At 35.2% G+C, this 15,318-nt stretch carries 18 protein-coding genes; all 18 read left to right on the top strand.

The genetic code is table 11. From position 1 onward, the window contains the following. Positions 1-10: 10 nt before the first annotated feature. The 18 genes from AN161_RS01095 (at position 11) to AN161_RS01010 (ending at position 15,272) form a co-directional block, all read left to right on the top strand. Complete coding sequence (locus AN161_RS01095; protein ID WP_053592532.1) at positions 11-748, top strand: hypothetical protein; 738 nt, start codon at positions 11-13, stop codon at positions 746-748. Between the two features lie 459 nt (positions 749-1,207). Further along, complete coding sequence (locus tag AN161_RS01090; RefSeq protein WP_053592531.1) at positions 1,208-1,660, top strand: LuxR C-terminal-related transcriptional regulator; 453 nt, start codon at positions 1,208-1,210, stop codon at positions 1,658-1,660. A 184-nt stretch (positions 1,661-1,844) separates the two neighbouring features. Beyond that, positions 1,845-2,339: an HAD-IIIA family hydrolase gene (locus AN161_RS01085; RefSeq protein WP_053592530.1), complete on the top strand. Its 495-nt coding sequence runs from the start codon at positions 1,845-1,847 to the stop codon at positions 2,337-2,339. Between the two features lie 26 nt (positions 2,340-2,365). Next, positions 2,366-3,583, top strand: a complete 1,218-nt coding sequence (locus tag AN161_RS01080) for a ComF family protein (protein WP_053592529.1) — start codon at positions 2,366-2,368, stop codon at positions 3,581-3,583. Between the two features lie 15 nt (positions 3,584-3,598). After that, the gene (locus tag AN161_RS01075; RefSeq protein WP_053592528.1) at positions 3,599-4,678 is read left to right on the top strand and encodes a DNA-processing protein DprA; all 1,080 of its coding nucleotides are present in this window, start codon (positions 3,599-3,601) and stop codon (positions 4,676-4,678) included. A gap of 735 nt (positions 4,679-5,413) precedes the next feature. Further along, complete coding sequence (locus AN161_RS01070; protein ID WP_053592527.1) at positions 5,414-6,001, top strand: hypothetical protein; 588 nt, start codon at positions 5,414-5,416, stop codon at positions 5,999-6,001. A 108-nt stretch (positions 6,002-6,109) separates the two neighbouring features. Beyond that, positions 6,110-6,322: a hypothetical protein gene (locus tag AN161_RS01065; RefSeq protein WP_053592526.1), complete on the top strand. Its 213-nt coding sequence runs from the start codon at positions 6,110-6,112 to the stop codon at positions 6,320-6,322. Positions 6,323-6,437: 115 nt separating this feature from the next. Further along, entirely contained in the window at positions 6,438-6,704 is a 267-nt protein-coding gene (locus AN161_RS01060) for a hypothetical protein (RefSeq protein ID WP_053592525.1), read from the top strand. A gap of 385 nt (positions 6,705-7,089) precedes the next feature. After that, complete coding sequence (locus tag AN161_RS01055; protein ID WP_053592524.1) at positions 7,090-7,860, top strand: RES family NAD+ phosphorylase; 771 nt, start codon at positions 7,090-7,092, stop codon at positions 7,858-7,860. A gap of 35 nt (positions 7,861-7,895) precedes the next feature. After that, positions 7,896-8,126 carry a hypothetical protein gene (locus AN161_RS01050; protein ID WP_053592523.1) on the top strand — a complete coding sequence of 77 codons (231 nt, stop codon included), beginning with the start codon at positions 7,896-7,898 and terminating at the stop codon, positions 8,124-8,126. A 66-nt stretch (positions 8,127-8,192) separates the two neighbouring features. Further along, on the top strand, positions 8,193-8,516 hold the full coding sequence (locus AN161_RS01045) for a hypothetical protein (RefSeq protein WP_053592522.1): 324 nt from the start codon (positions 8,193-8,195) through the stop codon (positions 8,514-8,516). A 29-nt stretch (positions 8,517-8,545) separates the two neighbouring features. Next, positions 8,546-9,076 (top strand): ParB N-terminal domain-containing protein, encoded by a 531-nt coding sequence (locus AN161_RS01040; RefSeq protein WP_053592521.1) that lies wholly within the window; start codon positions 8,546-8,548, stop codon positions 9,074-9,076. Beyond that, positions 9,073-10,098 carry a DNA cytosine methyltransferase gene (locus AN161_RS01035; RefSeq protein ID WP_053592520.1) on the top strand — a complete coding sequence of 342 codons (1,026 nt, stop codon included), beginning with the start codon at positions 9,073-9,075 and terminating at the stop codon, positions 10,096-10,098. Before AN161_RS01040 ends, AN161_RS01035 begins: the two co-directional genes overlap by 4 nt. 132 nt (positions 10,099-10,230) lie before the next feature. Then, a complete protein-coding gene (locus tag AN161_RS01030; protein WP_053592595.1) occupies positions 10,231-10,470 on the top strand; it encodes a hypothetical protein in 240 nt (79 codons plus the stop codon). Positions 10,471-10,513: 43 nt separating this feature from the next. Then, positions 10,514-11,404, top strand: coding sequence for a phage terminase small subunit (gene terS, locus AN161_RS01025; protein WP_053592519.1), 891 nt, complete (start codon positions 10,514-10,516; stop codon positions 11,402-11,404). Continuing rightward, the gene (locus tag AN161_RS01020; protein WP_053592518.1) at positions 11,397-12,824 is read left to right on the top strand and encodes an AAA family ATPase; all 1,428 of its coding nucleotides are present in this window, start codon (positions 11,397-11,399) and stop codon (positions 12,822-12,824) included. The genes terS and AN161_RS01020 overlap by 8 nt, the downstream gene beginning before the upstream one ends. Continuing rightward, the gene (locus tag AN161_RS01015) at positions 12,817-14,313 is read left to right on the top strand and encodes a phage portal protein (RefSeq protein WP_082339565.1); all 1,497 of its coding nucleotides are present in this window, start codon (positions 12,817-12,819) and stop codon (positions 14,311-14,313) included. Before AN161_RS01020 ends, AN161_RS01015 begins: the two co-directional genes overlap by 8 nt. Further along, the gene (locus tag AN161_RS01010) at positions 14,310-15,272 is read left to right on the top strand and encodes a hypothetical protein (protein ID WP_053592517.1); all 963 of its coding nucleotides are present in this window, start codon (positions 14,310-14,312) and stop codon (positions 15,270-15,272) included. Before AN161_RS01015 ends, AN161_RS01010 begins: the two co-directional genes overlap by 4 nt. Positions 15,273-15,318: the final 46 nt, after the last annotated feature.

The following is a 15,318-nucleotide window of genomic DNA, read 5'->3' as shown; positions in this document are numbered from 1 at the left end:
AGGTGATACTGTGAAAGAATCTGATTTATTCAAACCATTAAAGAAGTTCTTACTTCAAAAAATGGGTTGCCAGCAAGTGTATGCGGAGGTCAATGATATAGATGTCGTAGGCAAACATGGTGATGTTTATATTGGTGTAGAAATGAAAACATCGTTGAATTTTAAAGTGATTGAACAGGCAATAAGTCGCAAAAATCTAGTTGATTATGTATTTATTCTTGTACCGAAGCCAAAAAGCCTGCATCGCCAATTCGTATTGGATTGGATAAAGGGATTAGGCATCGGATTAATGTATTATAATGCAAATCCAAGTACCATCACAGAAACTAGAGGTGTAAACATAGTTTATTGGGGAAAACGACAGCGAGTTTCCAAATATTATCATATTGCGGATTGTATCAATGATGAAATTCATTTGGTGAATGTCGGCGGATCTAAAGGTGGGAAAACACTAACAGAATATAAGCTCACAATAGAGAAAATAAAAGAGTGTTTGTACTCCCATCGTGCTGGTCTAACGATTGATGAGCTTCTTGATAAAGTACAAACTCATTACGCCAGCCCCAAACCATCTACAATGGCTACATTAAGGGGAAAATGGAATGAAGAATGGGTAGAAATTGTAACAGAGGAAGATAAGCGATTGTATCGTATGAAAGAATCTTATCGTGAATCATATTGGAAAAAGCAAAAAGAGCGCCGCGCAGAGATACGGGTGAAGAATCGTGAAGTACGAAAAATGCCCTAAAAGTAGTAATGAAAAATTAAAAATATATCAACAGTTACCATTGGTAGAGTTGTTTAGGCACGTACAGGAAACGTTTTAGAAAAGGAAAAACATTAAGAAGTTACTTGTTGGAATTACCTTTGTAAGTGCGGTTGGCACTGTGAATTATTGACTCACTGAAAAGTCATTATTACTGCACGATATGAGTATATGAAAATAGCCTGATATCGCAAACTACCAGGCCATTATTCTAGTTGTATTTAACCATACGTCCCAAAATACGTAGGCCGAATCCTAAAGCTATTGCTAGTAGCACTAGAAAAGCCACATAAATCACCTTCTTTCATACTAACCATTTTATAACATATTTGTATGTTTGGAAAAGAAAAAGCCGCAGCGTCGACACACGCTACAGCTAAGAATTGGTTATGCTCTTTAAGTTTTTCAAAAGTATTATATCACACCATCGGAGGGCAAACTATGAAACAAGGGCAACACAAGGTAACGAAAGAAAATTTACTACAATGGATTGAAGACTATAGCTGGATGATTGAGTCAATCGAAGAAGCAAGACAGCCAATGGCCAAAGTTGATAACAACAGTTATATTGGGGCTAAAACGGCTACGTATGGAATTGAGGCAGCACTACCAAAGGCCAATGGTGGGACAAATGATCCAGTATTTATTGAGGTACAACGAAGAGTATTTTCAAATCACAAACTCATTCGCGAATATGAGTATAAGGTTGTTGAGGTGCAAAAGCGTATTCCATTAGTACAAGGAGACAGGGAGATTGAGGTGCTTCATAGGCTTCTTAATGGGAATAGCATGAGAGCAATTGGTAAGCATATGAAACTATCTAGTACGACGATATTTAGGGTTAGAAATAACATTTTGATTCAGATGATAGTGAAATCGAATGGGAATAATTAAATAGCATTCAGAAAAAAAGCTTGGAGGCCTAAAATAATAGGTTTTTTCCAAGCTTTTCATATATTCTAATACTTCTTGTGATACAAATATAATAAAAATTATCTAATTAGTGGATGTGAAAAGTTGAAAATTTAACCATTAAGTATTAATGTTTAGAATATAAAGGAAAAAAAGAGGGATGAAAGTGATAATATTTGATTTGGATGATACATTAGTAGATACTTCGAAAATTAAGCAATTTAGAAGAGTAAATTGGAAAAAATGTTGTGAATTAATACCTACTGAGACAAAATTAAATATCAATTTAGAAGTTATAAAAAAATTAAAATCAAAATACTCAATAGCTATAGTAACTAATTCTCCTCAGTTTTATGCTGAAATGGTTCTGCAGAATCATGGTCTAGATGTAGATGTATTAATTTCATATAGGGATACAGTTAAACATAAGCCTCATCCGGAACCAATGCTATTAGCTGCTAAGAAAATGAATGCCGTACCAGATAAATGTATAGCAATTGGTGATAATGTTAATGACATTATTTCCTCAAATAAAGCGGGTATGAAATCAGTAGCTGTGACTTGGGGAGAGCATAACCAAAATGATTTTAAAGCTGTAGACTATTATGCTTTGTATTCCGAAAAGAAATTATTAGAAGATTATTTGTTGTCATTGGTTTAAATAGAATAGAAGAGGAAGGTATTTATATGTTTGAGTTAGCTTTCAATCCTTATGATATGTTTATAGATTATGATAGTATTCGTTCAAAATGCACTAATTTAGAGTTAACAGATTTGTTAAATTCTATTCTTGATAATGGAAATGGATTTTGGTTAATTGATAGTCAATCAGATTTTATCTTTAACCATAGTAGTGAAGATTATGCAATAATTAATGACTTTGACCTTTATGATATCAATGAATATGTGAAGTTGTTTAACAGGGGTGATTATAAACAATATCAAACTTTATTTATTTCTTCGGATAATATGGCTATAGAGGTAGCTAAAAATTTTGGGATGTCTTGTATTTTTATTGCTAATAATGAAAATGAATATCAACTTCCAAATTTGAGAAATTATCCGGATCATATAGTATCTATTACTGAATTGAAAAATATGTTTTTGAAAAACAAGAGGGGAAGAAAATTATATTTTGAAGGTATTTTAGACAGAACGACTGATCTCTCTACTCCTCTTTATAAGCAAGTACTAGAGTATTATTATAATCCAGAAAAAAAAGTACATGTGTTTATGATAGGGCGTTATTTTAGAAGTGAGGATTTACGTTCATATTGTCATATTTTAACTAAGCTAATTTTAGCTTTTAAAGACCAAAAAGATGGAGCTTATAAACTTTTGGAGCCAATGGTACAAGAGATTGTTAGGAATCTTACTAGATATGATATTGACTACATTACCTATATCCCAAATAAGCCGTCTAAAAAAGATAGATTCCTTGATTTGTTTTTAAATAAAAATCAGCTAATATCGAGCAAGATTAAACCCGATTTGTTAGAATGTATTCGTGATTATCCAACACAAAAGGATTACAAAACTAAAAAAGAAAAGGCGGCTAATGTAAAAGGAGCTTTTGTTGTAAATAGTAATTATGATGTGCAAAATAAAACAATAATTATATTTGATGATATACTAACAACAGGTTCAACAGCTTTAGAATGCGCTAGTGTCTTGTATGATCAAGGAGCGGAAAATGTAATCTTAATACCTTTCGGTGTTACTCAAGATGCAGGTCCATCCATGCTTTCGATTGCTAAGATTAAATCTAACGGGATAGCTTATAAGTTAAAGTTTAACAATAAAAATGGTAATCCGTTTTGGGTAGCGAGTGATAAGGAATATAAAGACCATGAGGTAATAAAAGGATTATATTTAGAACAGAATAATTTAGACAACTTGTTTTGATAAGGATATGATAAAATGACAAACTTAAAATTAATTTTGGCATTAAAGTTTACAGAGAAATTAGGAGAAAAAACTTTGCTTAAGGTATTAAAAAATTATCCCTTTCTAAGCGAAGAAGATTTAATAAGTAATAAAGAAATACACAAAGCATTAAAATATAAGGCTGTTATTGAGAGAGTTACAAATAAAGAATATTTAAAAAGTAAAATTTTAGAGGCTGAGAACTTTATAAAGATGCATAGAGATAAAGGTATCGAAATTTTTTCTTTACATTCTCCTGAATATCCGAAGTTATTGAAATTGATTGATGATCCACCACCTATTATTTATTGTAAAGGTAATATAGAACTTCTAAGTCAATATAAAAATATAGCAGTAATTGGAACGAGAGAACCTACTAAGTATGGAGTAATGGCTGCCAAAAAGTTAGCAAGGCATTTTGCAAATGAAGGCTATACAATTGTAAGTGGTTTAGCAAAAGGTATAGATGCTTATGGACATATTGGTGCTTTAGAAGCGCAGAATGGAAAAACTATAGCTATTATGGGTGGAAGTTTGGATAAAATATATCCATCAGAAAACAAAGCATTAGCAGAGAGTATTCTTTTGAAGAATGGCTTATTGATATCAGAGATTGCTTTAGGAGAAATAACTAATAGGGGGTCTTTTGTAAGAAGAGATAGAATCCAAAGTGGGATGTCACTAGGAGTCTGTCCTGTTCAGGCACCGTTGGAAAGTGGTACACACCACACTATTAATTTTGCTCAACTCCAAAAAAGGATAGTGTTCTGTCCTTTACCGATGGAAAATAGAAAAGTAGAAGCTACACAAGGTATTTATAAGTTAATTGATGATGGGGTGCCGGTCATTCGGGAAACCGAGGATTATAAAAAGTTATTTGTGTTATTAGAGAACATAGCATTAGATTTATTAGGTAAAGAATATCTGCAACAGCAAAATGAAACATTAATTTTGCAGTATGAAAAAGAATTAAAAAATGTTTTGAAAAAAGGCCTTGAAGTTGTTAATGAAAGATATCAATTAGAAGAATTAATTTTAACTACACTTAATAAGATAAAGAAAGAAATTGAGTGAAATTATAGAGTTGTTTTAAAGCCCTGATATTTATTGTTTATATGAATAACACATATCCTTATTACTTTAGATATTAGGAACCAATGAAACATATGTAACAAAATAAACAAATGTAAAACATGTACGATAGTTTGTGATAGAAAACTTTTGATGTAAACTTGGGGTAGGACGGCGTAGTAAAGGTTCCCTCACTTGGTATTTATTAAAACAATTAATAAACAGGGCAGACAGACCGATGACCGACCTGCGCTCCATAAAATTGTTCGGGGCAAGACAACTTGGCCGGCCAATATTTTTAAAAAGATTAGGGAAAAGGCAATTTAAACTGAAGGAGTGCCTATCATGTGAACTTTGTCCACTTCCCGTAATTCGGTCAATTTACTTCAGCTACAAAGTGCATGGAAATGCACTAATACAATTCGCTTTACAAATAGAACGTGGAGCAGCTCTACCACGATTCTGAAAGTGAGCTAACTCGACAATTAAATATTTTACAGCAGTAGACGAGCCTTACACCTAGCACGGTAAGGCTTTTTCTTTTGTTTTGAAAACTGCATCAAACAGCCATAAAACAATCGGAAGCTAGTTAAAGGACGTCAGTAAGATTATGGCATGCGATTTACAAGACTTAGCTATTAGTAGGGCGGAGTTTGGTGTGGTTTTGAGAGCGAAATTGTAGAAAATTGTTCCAATTTGTTACCTCTCAGATTATGATTAAATGGGAGGTGATTTGCGATGAAAGAGATTGCAGAATGGTTTGTTATTGCATTAACATCATTAATATCATTGATAATATTAGGGATGGTATTTATAGAGTTTGGTGCTATAGATACAACCTTAGTTGCTGGGATAATAGCTTTTGTAGGAGCGATAATTGGTGGTTTCCTTACTTTACTTGGGGTACGTAAAACTATAAAGAATGGGAATGAAATTGAAAGTTATAAAATTTTTGTTGAACAATATCAAGCAAGTTTAAAAGCTACTAGAATGTTTATAGATGCTACTAATGTGTTAATCAAAAACTATAATGAATGTGAAGAATCATATAATGAACTATTAGAAAAATTAATCGAAAAATTTAATGAATTTGAAGGAATATTAGATAGCGCAACATTATCAACAGATTTTTTTTATAATAGTATTGTTGAATATTATGATTTTTTAACAGGCCAACAAGATGAAGTAAATGATGATGGATTTTTATCTGGTTTAGAGGGATATAAGGAATTTGAACCGAAAACAGATAAATGTATAACTATTCTAAAAGAAGAACTTAAAAGGTTAAGAGAAGAAATATTAAATAACAATCCTAGTAAAATTTAAAGTACCTATTAGGTATTTTTTAATTTGTCCTAAAAAAGTAAGTATTAATTTAATAATGAAAATGCGTTCCATTTGTACTATGATGTAGGTAGAATGGGGGTGTTATATATGACTGAGAAAGTAGCAACTATTAAATTGATAGACGGTAGTGAACATGAAACAGTTTTCGAAAGAGATATAACAGATCCGAAAAGTTTTATTGAAAGTAATATTCTTAACAATAGACTTATTAGAGTGATAAATCCCAAGAATAGTGAATCATTTGATGAAGAGTACATCGTTAGCAAAAATATTATTGCCTTCCGTATATCTGAAAGCTAGTTAAAAATTATATGCATGAAGTCGCATCGAACTAGGTGTGACTTTTTTATTTTGCTATATTATGTGACAATTGTTTCCTTTTAAACTATCATTTGTTTTAAAAGGAGGTATTACTATGGAAATATTAGAATGTCCAGAATGTTTAAGTGAGAGGAAATTTGGAGATGAAATGGAAAGTCTATCATTTGAAGAGGATGGTATATGTTGTAGTTGTAACCCAAAATACAAATATTGCGAGGCGCATCAGGACTATGTAAATACTGAGACAGAAAAATTTTCTGATGGTGCAAACATGTGTCGAACATGTGCTGATGAACATTTTTCAGGTCCTGAAACTGAAGACCCAGATTTTTTTGATTCGTATGATCCTGACTTCGATTAAGCATCTCATAAGAGGTGCTTTTTATTATGCCTTGAGAGATGGTGTTTGAGGGCTAAATCATTGTCATGGTTTTATGTAATCTTATACACCTTGATTAATGCAATTAGTTATTCAAGGATTTGAACGTGATGTATTTTCATCTTCATCATTGTGGGCTGCTATCGCTGTTATTGCAATTTGTGAGTCGATTGAAAAGACAAAGAACGCTAATTGCACAGAGAAAAACAAATGAGTGCCATTCAAATATGAGTGGCTTTTGCTATGAAAACTGCATCAAACAGCCAAAACGTTATGTGATGAGAGGGCAGAGTTTGGATGGTTTTGTGAGCAGAAAGTTGTTACATATATTTCACCTTCTGGTTTATGATTGGTTTGAGGTGATAAAATGACATCAAATAATGAAATAAAAATTGATTTGCCAGAGAAATACAAACCTAAATCATCTGGTATTTCTCAAATGAATTTTGACTTATACATCGCAACAGACGATGATGTAATAAAAAAATGGGAGGAGTTTAAGAAGGAATTCTTAAAGAATAGATTTTTTATACCCAATGATAACTCGTTTGTTCAAATTTATATGGACTCAATTGTTAAAGACGAAGCATTAACAATTAGTAAGGGTGAAAAATATTATAGAGCTAGGATTCGAAAAAACCGAAAAAGTTTTGAAGATAAAGATTTAAATATACCACCTGAAGGAATTACAAATGCTGGACGTTTGAACCCTAAATTTATTCCGTATCTTTATATTAGTAACGATGAAACAACAGTAGTATCAGAAGTTCGTCCACATTTGGATGCAAATGTAGTTATTTCAACTTGTGAAGCTATGGAAGATTTGAAAATACTGGATTTAACAAGGATGGATAATGATGATTCTAAGAGTAATAATTTTAGAAAAATGATAAGTCTTTTATTTTCTACTCCTTATGCACCTGATGATACCGAACTGGAATATATACCAACACAATATATTACAGAGTTAATAAAGAATAAAGGTTTTGATGGAGTAAAATACCGTAGTGCTATGAATTTCGGAGGAGAAAATATATGTATTTTTTCTGCTTCAAATTTTGATATATCAATTACAAAGGAAATCAAAATCACTGGAATTAAGTACGACTTTGACGAAAAAACTTTAAATGAGGATTAATTTTCGCAAATGGAAAATATTGAGAGGTGAATGATTTGGCAGAGAATACTAAGAAACAGATCCAAATGTATGGTCATGATTTCGAATATATTGAAATTGAGAAATTTCCGTTGTCAAACGAAGTTCGTGTGCAAGTGAATTATTCAGGTTACCCAGAATCAATAGGTATCGGAAGTGGAGAATCTGTTGAAATTGCAGTTGATAACACTATTAAAAAGATATTGAAATCAAGTCCTTTAGAAGTAATTAAGTGTTTATATGATTGATTTTATTGACGTCATTTCGACGTCTTTTTTATTTTAACTAGCAACTAGCATAATGGGGTGAGGCCATTGGATATTGTAGTAACGATTCCTAAGAATGAATATGAAAATGATGATAGAGAAACAGCTGTTTTCGACCAGGGCGGATATGAACAGTTCTGGCAACTATCAAGACGACCTAAAAACCTAAACATCGGTGATAGAGTCTATTTCGTGAAAAATAGACGGATTGAATCATCTATGGGGGTTAAACGAATTGAAGAAAAGACAACCGCTTCATGTGACGTAACAAATCGCAATTGGAGCGGCTGCCTTATTTTTATGGACGATTTACGACAAGAGTATATTCCAAATATTAAAGGATTTCAGGGCTTCCACTATAGATGGTGGTAGTTCTATTTTTATAGAAAGGACCGATTACTATGAAAATAATTAAAATACCTGTAGAAAGAATAAATCCAGCACCATACAACCCCAGAGAAGAACTTAAACCTGGTGATTTAGAATATGATAAGTTAGCAAAATCAATAAAAGAATTTGGCTATATTGATCCCCTTATTTGGAATGAGCAGACTGGGAATCTTGTTGGTGGTCATCAAAGATTCAATGTTCTTCTGGCAGAAGGTCATACAGAGATATATGTATCAGTTGTAAATTTTTCAGAGGAAAAAGAGAAATTCGCTAATCTAGCCCTAAATAAAGTAAGTGGTAACTGGGATGAAGAAAAGCTTGCTGATCTTTTAATGGAGCTAGAGCAAAGTGAATTGAATCTTGGAAGCGGATTTGACCAGAAAGAGATTGATTCGCTCATAAAACAATTTACTGAACAAGATGATGAAATGACTGAGTTTTACAACCAAGAACTTTCTTTGGAGACATTTTCAGAGGAGAACTTTGAGTGTAAATGTCCTAAGTGTGGTTTTGTATTTGATCCAAAGGAGAGTAATCAATGAGTGAATGGAATTGGTCATTAGATGATTTACAAAACGTAGAGAAAAATAATCTTAAAGTTTTTAGTTGTTTTTCATGCGGTGGCGGCTCAACAATGGGTTATAAATTAGCTGGATTTGATGTTATTGGCAACGTTGAAATTGATCCGGATATGATGCATATATATAAGAAAAATCATAATCCTAGATATCCCTTTTTAATGGGAGTTCAACAATTTAAAGAAATACCAGATAGTCAGCTTCCAACAGAGTTATTCGATCTAGACATTTTAGATGGCTCGCCACCTTGTAGTGTTTTTTCTACTGCAGGTAAAAGGGAAGAAAAATGGGGGGATGCTCACCATTTTAGAGAGGGTCAAGCAAAGCAAAGGTTAGACGATTTATTTTTTGACTTTATTGATGTTGCTGAGATGCTTCAACCCAAAGTAATCATTGCTGAGAATGTTAAAGGGATGCTTATTGGACAGGCGAGAGGTTTTGTTACGCTTATTGCAAATGCGTTTGATGAAATTGGATATAGGCTACAAATATTCTTGTTAAACAGTGCATCTATGGGTGTACCTCAACGAAGGGAAAGAGTTTTCTTTATTGCGCATAGAAAAGAATTAAACTTCCCTAAACTAACCCTTTCATTCAACGAAAAACCCATTTTGTATAAAGAAATCAGGTCGGGTAGAGGAAAGGCCTTAAATCCTCAAACAGTTACTTATAAACGTTGGTTAAAAAGACGGCCAATCGACAACAATATTGGAGATATTACCAAACGAACAGAAGGAAAAGATAGTTCATTCAATACAATACTTGTTAAAGACAACAAAGTTCCATATACACTAGCCAGTAATTCACAGTTCATCAGATATGATGAACCTTTTTTTATTAGCGATAATGATATAATTCGAATTCAAAGTTTCCCCTATGACTATGATTTTGGAAGTGCTGACACCCAATATGTATGTGGGATGAGTGTACCGCCAATTATGATGAAAAAAATTGCTGAACAAGTATATCATCAATGGTTTAAATAAAAAAAGAGAGGTGCTCTAACACCTCCATGAAAATGAATGCCGGATACCGGCAGAGATAGAGTTACACCGTGCACGGTTTTTTCTCAACTTGCTATCTCACTTTCATTATAGATGAGAGGTCGGTTGAAGGCAATGAAAACAAGAACAAACGTTCCTTTTGAGTGTGAGGAAAACTCACTTTTGTTACTGCAGCATGAAATTGAACTTACCGAGAACATAAACGAATCGAAAGAGAAGTACCGAAAGATTGTACAGGCGGGGATAGCTCAATGGATTAAGGATTTCCAAAGCGGTCACATAAAAGTAAATACAGTGGATGATCTAAAGAAACTCATCGAGCTCGATATTGACCTGCAAAAAGATGAAATTTGAAAAACAAACTCAACTCAATCGTTGGAGGTGGTGTTAATGCAGCATGGCTGAAAATTATGAACTAGCTTATGTAGATTATAAAAATGGTATGAAGCAAAAGGACATTGCTGCTAAATACAATGTGTCCATCAATACTGTTAAGAGTTGGCAACAACGCAAGTGGAAAGAGATGGATAACAATGTCGATGCCAACCAAAAAGTATGCACACCAAGTAAAAAAAGTATGCACACCAAAGTAGGCGCACCAAAGGACAATCAAAACGCTATAGGCAACGCAGGGGGCGCTCCCCATGGCAATAGCAATGCTATAGGAAACAAAGGCGGTGCCGCTCCCTACGAGAATAAAAACGCTGTTACAACGGGTGAATATGAAACGATAATGTGGGATTACCTGGACGATGAAGAAAAAGAAATTTTTGAATCTATCGAAACGGACCCATTATTTCAAATCGACATAACCATTCGTGAATTGACCATAAGGCAACGTAGGATGATGAAGCGGATTAAATATGTTGAAGATGGCCTTACAGAAAAGCAAAAGCGTGTACTACAGCAATTAAGAAAAGTGAAAGAAGCCGCTTCTACAGTTGATGAGAAAACCGGAGAAACTAAAACAGTGCCAATTGTTAAAGAGCGATTGGTAACAGTTGAAGTTGAGGAAACGGATTTTAGAGCAATCGATGATATTTTGAACATTGAAGAAGCTCTTACCAGAATTACGAAACAGCTTGTCCAAGCAGTAAAGCAAAAGCATGACATTGAAAAGTCATACAGTGAACAACAAGTAAAGCTTGAACAGTTGCATCTTAATGTTGAAAAGACAAAGGCTGAAATTGAAAATATCAAGGGTGGCAATAAAAATCAAAGTGCCGAAGATTGGGTGTCAGCACTTGGCAAGGTGGCTGAAAAACGCAAGGTAAAAGCCCATGAGTAACAATCCTTATAATGTACTAGTTAATCTTATAGACGTTTACTGGGATGATCCAGTGGCTTTTGCAGAGGACATATTAGAGTTTTATCCTGACGAGTGGCAACGTAATGTTTTAAATGATCTGGCTCAAAATCCTTTTGTAAGTGTCCGCTCCGGTCAAGGGGTGGGGAAAACAGGGTTAGAAGCGGTAACGGTCATTTGGTACCTTTGCTGTCGCCCAAATCCAAAGGTGATATGCACCGCTCCAACTAGGCAACAACTAAACGATGTCTTATGGGCTGAAATAGCAAAATGGCTTGAGTGTACACTGGTTAAAAACTTCCTTAAATGGACCAAAACTAAGGTCTACATGATGGGTAATGAGGAACGTTGGTTTGCTACTGCTCGTACAGCTACTAAGCCTGAAAACATGCAAGGTTTCCACGAAGATTACATGCTATTTGTGGTGGATGAAGCGTCAGGAGTGGCTGATAACATCATGGAGGCTATTCTTGGTACGCTCTCAGGTGCTGAAAACAAATTATTGATGTGTGGTAACCCGACTCGAACGAGTGGGGTTTTTTATGATTCTCACCATCGTGACAGGGCTGATTACAAGACACATAAGGTATCGAGCTATGATTCTTCCAGAGCGAGTAAAGATAACATTGAGCGTCTTATTCGTAAGTATGGAAAGGGCAGCGATGTTGTTCGTGTTCGTGTCTTCGGTGAGTTTCCAAAATCTGAACCAGATACATTTATTCATCTTGAAAAAGTAGAGGCGGCCACTATTAAAGAAGTCTACTTTAATGATGATGGTATCCGAGTAATACCTGAATCCGTTCCACTTGAAATAGGTGTAGACGTTGCAAGGTTCGGGGATGATGAAACGGTTATTGTGCCTCGTATCGGTAACTACGTCCCTGTTATTAAAACATATTCAAAACAGGATACAATGCCGACGGCTGGTAAGACTATAAAGCTTGCTAAAGAACTAATGCTTCAATTTGGGCGACCTTCTTGTGTTATCAAAGTCGATGATGATGGTGTAGGTGGTGGTGTAACTGACCGTTTGCGCGAAGTCGTGAGAGAAGAAGGTTTACACATAACTGTCATTGACTGTCATAACGGCGGAAGAGCAATTGAAGCGGAGCATTATGACAATTGGGGTTCAGAGGCATGGGCTACTATTAGGGATTTACTGCATGATGGTGATATTCAAATTCCAAATGATGATGATTTAGTTGGCCAGTTATCTACAAGAAAGTATGAAGTAACTTCAAAAGGTAAGATCCGACTGGAAAGCAAGAAAGAAATGAAAAGGCGCGGTTTACGTTCTCCTGACCGAGCAGATGCCCTTGTATTAGCATTTGCTAAGACAGGTCAAGAACCACTGAACGACGATGTTGCTGCATTATTGAGAGGAGGGAGAGTATATGGCTAAATGGTGGAATAAGGCAGTGGGTGAAATGTCAAAGCTACGTGATAACATAATGGGCCGCCTCGGAATATTTTCTGGATCCGTTGGAAGCGGCTATAAGTTAGACAGTAGCCGAGTTGATTACGAAATGGCTAAAAAACTTTATTACAACACGCACGACGATTACAAGTTAGGTGCAGGGTTTGCTAAGTCCGTTATCAACAATACAGTAAGTTTTATGGGTGTGCCGGAATTTAAAATTGTTGATAAAGAAGCTCAAGAAATATTAGAAGCTTTCTTCAAAAATAACATTTCAAACATACAACGAACTGAACGAGATTCTTTACGTGATGGTGATTGTTTCGTTTGGATTACTCGAGAAGAAGAAGAGGATACAGCGCTTTATCCAGAACAACCTATTCGACTGGTTTATAACATTATCCCTCCTGGACAGGTAAAGGATATATTACGCCATCCTTTAACCGGTGCAATATACGAGTATAAGCTAGTTTCCTCTCATGAGTGGGAGGATGAACGAGGCGACAAGAAAAAAGGAACTGTAACACAACGTATCCGGAAGGGAGAACGTATTATCGAAGTAGATGGAGATGATCCTCCGGGGGTGAAATCTGAAACAATCCCGCTTCCTTGGGACTTCATTCCGATAATACACTTCAAAAATGAAGGAGACGAAGGATTGTTCGGCCAGTCGGATATAGAACCAATTGAACCGTTTTTAAAGGCTTATCATGATGTTATGTTACACGCTATGCAAGGTTCGAAAATGCACAGCACACCTCGTCTGAAGCTTAAACTTAAGGAAGTTACAACTTTTTTAAAGAATAACTTCGGTATTACAGACCCAGCTAAATTTGCTAAAGATGGCGGTACTATAAATTTAGATGGACATGAAATGCTCTTACTGGCTCCAGATGATGAAGCTGAGTTTATAGAAGTTAAATCAGCAATCGGTGATGCTAAAGAGCTACTTAAATTCCTTTTCTACTGTATCGTTGATACATCCGAAACACCTGAGTTTGTGTTCGGTGTGCATACACCGTCTAGTCTTTCTTCTGTTAAAGAACAAATGCCTATCCTTATCCGCTCCATTGAGCGTAAACGTGAGCATTTTGCAGACAGCTGGAAGCGTCTTGCACGAATAGTCTTAGCAATGACTGCACAATCAGAAAACATTGCTTTTGAGACGTTTGCCACAGAATTGAAGTGGACAAATATTGATCCACGTACATCAAAAGAAATCAGCGAAGAATTGCTTAATGTTGTGAATGCATTGAAAGCTGCACTTGAAGCCAATGTTATTTCTGATGAATCAGCAGTTAACTTCCTATCTAAATTTGTTGACACAATGTACAAATATGAGGAGGAAGAAGGCGAAGGAGAAAAGGAACGCATTCTCAAATCGTTGATTGCCAAGACTAAAATGCCTGATTCTGCTGAGCTTGAAAAAGAGTTGCTGGAGATTATTAAACAGATCGGTAACGATGCAGCATGAATGAGTTCGAAAAGCTAAAACTTGAATCGCGAAAATTAATCATAGAGCGCGTGCTAAAGCAAGATGCTGAGGTACGTGCTATTGTTTTGCGCTCGTTAGATAGATTGATTGAGAAATTTAAGCAACTAAAAGCGGAAGGGCGTTATTATGCTATACCTGAATTAATTGACAGTATTATAGTTGAAAATGCTGTAATCACTGAAAAAGAGTTAAAAGCAGTGCTTTCCGCTTCGGCTATTGTCGGAGTAAACGCAGGTATGCACGAATCACGAGAAATCACATTCCGATTGTTAAACAAAGCGAATATAGATGTTAAACCAATTATTAGTTCATTTTTCCGTATTAGTGAGCGAGCTGTTGACGAGATGGAGCGACGACGTATTAAAGGACTTAAATTGTCGGAGCGGATATGGGGTCATAGTAAGCGAATAAACAATATTTTAGGGACACTAGCTAAGGATGGAATACAAATCGGTGAGCACCCTATTGAGATTGCTAAACGTATGCAACAATATGTTAATAAAGGTGCAAGCACTTTGGTAAGTGAGTATCCTAACATGATGGAACGGATCGGGCACATGGTACCTGATGACCTGTCATATGAAGCGTTACGTCTTGCAAGGACTGAAATAATGGGTGCTTATGGTATAAGTTCCAAAATGTCAGCTGAGAACTTACCATCAGCTAAAGGTATGAAATGGTCTACATCAAACTCAAATACTGCCTGCAAAAAGTGTCAAGAAAATGCATCAAATGACAATGGTATGGGAGCTGGTATTTATAGATTCGATGAATTGCCCGACTATCCTGCACATCCAAATTGTATGTGTCAACTTACACCGGAATTGGAGGATACAGACTCGTTTGTGGACCGACTGATTGAATGGACCAATAATCCGATGTCACAACCTGATATTGAACAATGGTACCAAGAACATTATAAAATGGGGGCGTTATAGTGACAGAAGAACAAGCTATAGAAAGTATCATGTCAGGTTTTATGTT

It is taken from the genome of Lysinibacillus sp. FJAT-14222 (genome assembly GCF_001278875.1).
GTDB classification, from domain to species: Bacteria; Bacillota; Bacilli; order Bacillales_A; family Planococcaceae; genus Lysinibacillus; species Lysinibacillus agricola.
Note: the sequence above shows the minus strand (reverse complement) of the source record. Positions and strands in the feature narration are given on the sequence as shown.

Bases quoted from the DNA above. Each gene is read 5' to 3' on its own strand.
- AN161_RS01090 (WP_053592531.1), top strand. From the start codon at position 1,208: ATGAAACAAGGGCAACACAAGGTAACGAAAGAAAATTTACTACAATGG.
- AN161_RS01080 (WP_053592529.1), top strand. From the start codon at position 2,366: ATGTTTGAGTTAGCTTTCAATCCTTATGATATGTTTATAGATTATGAT.
- AN161_RS01075 (WP_053592528.1), top strand. From the start codon at position 3,599: ATGACAAACTTAAAATTAATTTTGGCATTAAAGTTTACAGAGAAATTA.
- AN161_RS01070 (WP_053592527.1), top strand. From the start codon at position 5,414: ATGAAAGAGATTGCAGAATGGTTTGTTATTGCATTAACATCATTAATA.
- AN161_RS01065 (WP_053592526.1), top strand. From the start codon at position 6,110: ATGACTGAGAAAGTAGCAACTATTAAATTGATAGACGGTAGTGAACAT.
- AN161_RS01060 (WP_053592525.1), top strand. From the start codon at position 6,438: ATGGAAATATTAGAATGTCCAGAATGTTTAAGTGAGAGGAAATTTGGA.
- AN161_RS01055 (WP_053592524.1), top strand. From the start codon at position 7,090: ATGACATCAAATAATGAAATAAAAATTGATTTGCCAGAGAAATACAAA.
- AN161_RS01040 (WP_053592521.1), top strand. From the start codon at position 8,546: ATGAAAATAATTAAAATACCTGTAGAAAGAATAAATCCAGCACCATAC.
- AN161_RS01035 (WP_053592520.1), top strand. From the start codon at position 9,073: ATGAGTGAATGGAATTGGTCATTAGATGATTTACAAAACGTAGAGAAA.
- AN161_RS01030 (WP_053592595.1), top strand. From the start codon at position 10,231: ATGAAAACAAGAACAAACGTTCCTTTTGAGTGTGAGGAAAACTCACTT.
- terS (WP_053592519.1), top strand. From the start codon at position 10,514: ATGGCTGAAAATTATGAACTAGCTTATGTAGATTATAAAAATGGTATG.
- AN161_RS01020 (WP_053592518.1), top strand. From the start codon at position 11,397: ATGAGTAACAATCCTTATAATGTACTAGTTAATCTTATAGACGTTTAC.
- AN161_RS01015 (WP_082339565.1), top strand. From the start codon at position 12,817: ATGGCTAAATGGTGGAATAAGGCAGTGGGTGAAATGTCAAAGCTACGT.
- AN161_RS01010 (WP_053592517.1), top strand. From the start codon at position 14,310: ATGAATGAGTTCGAAAAGCTAAAACTTGAATCGCGAAAATTAATCATA.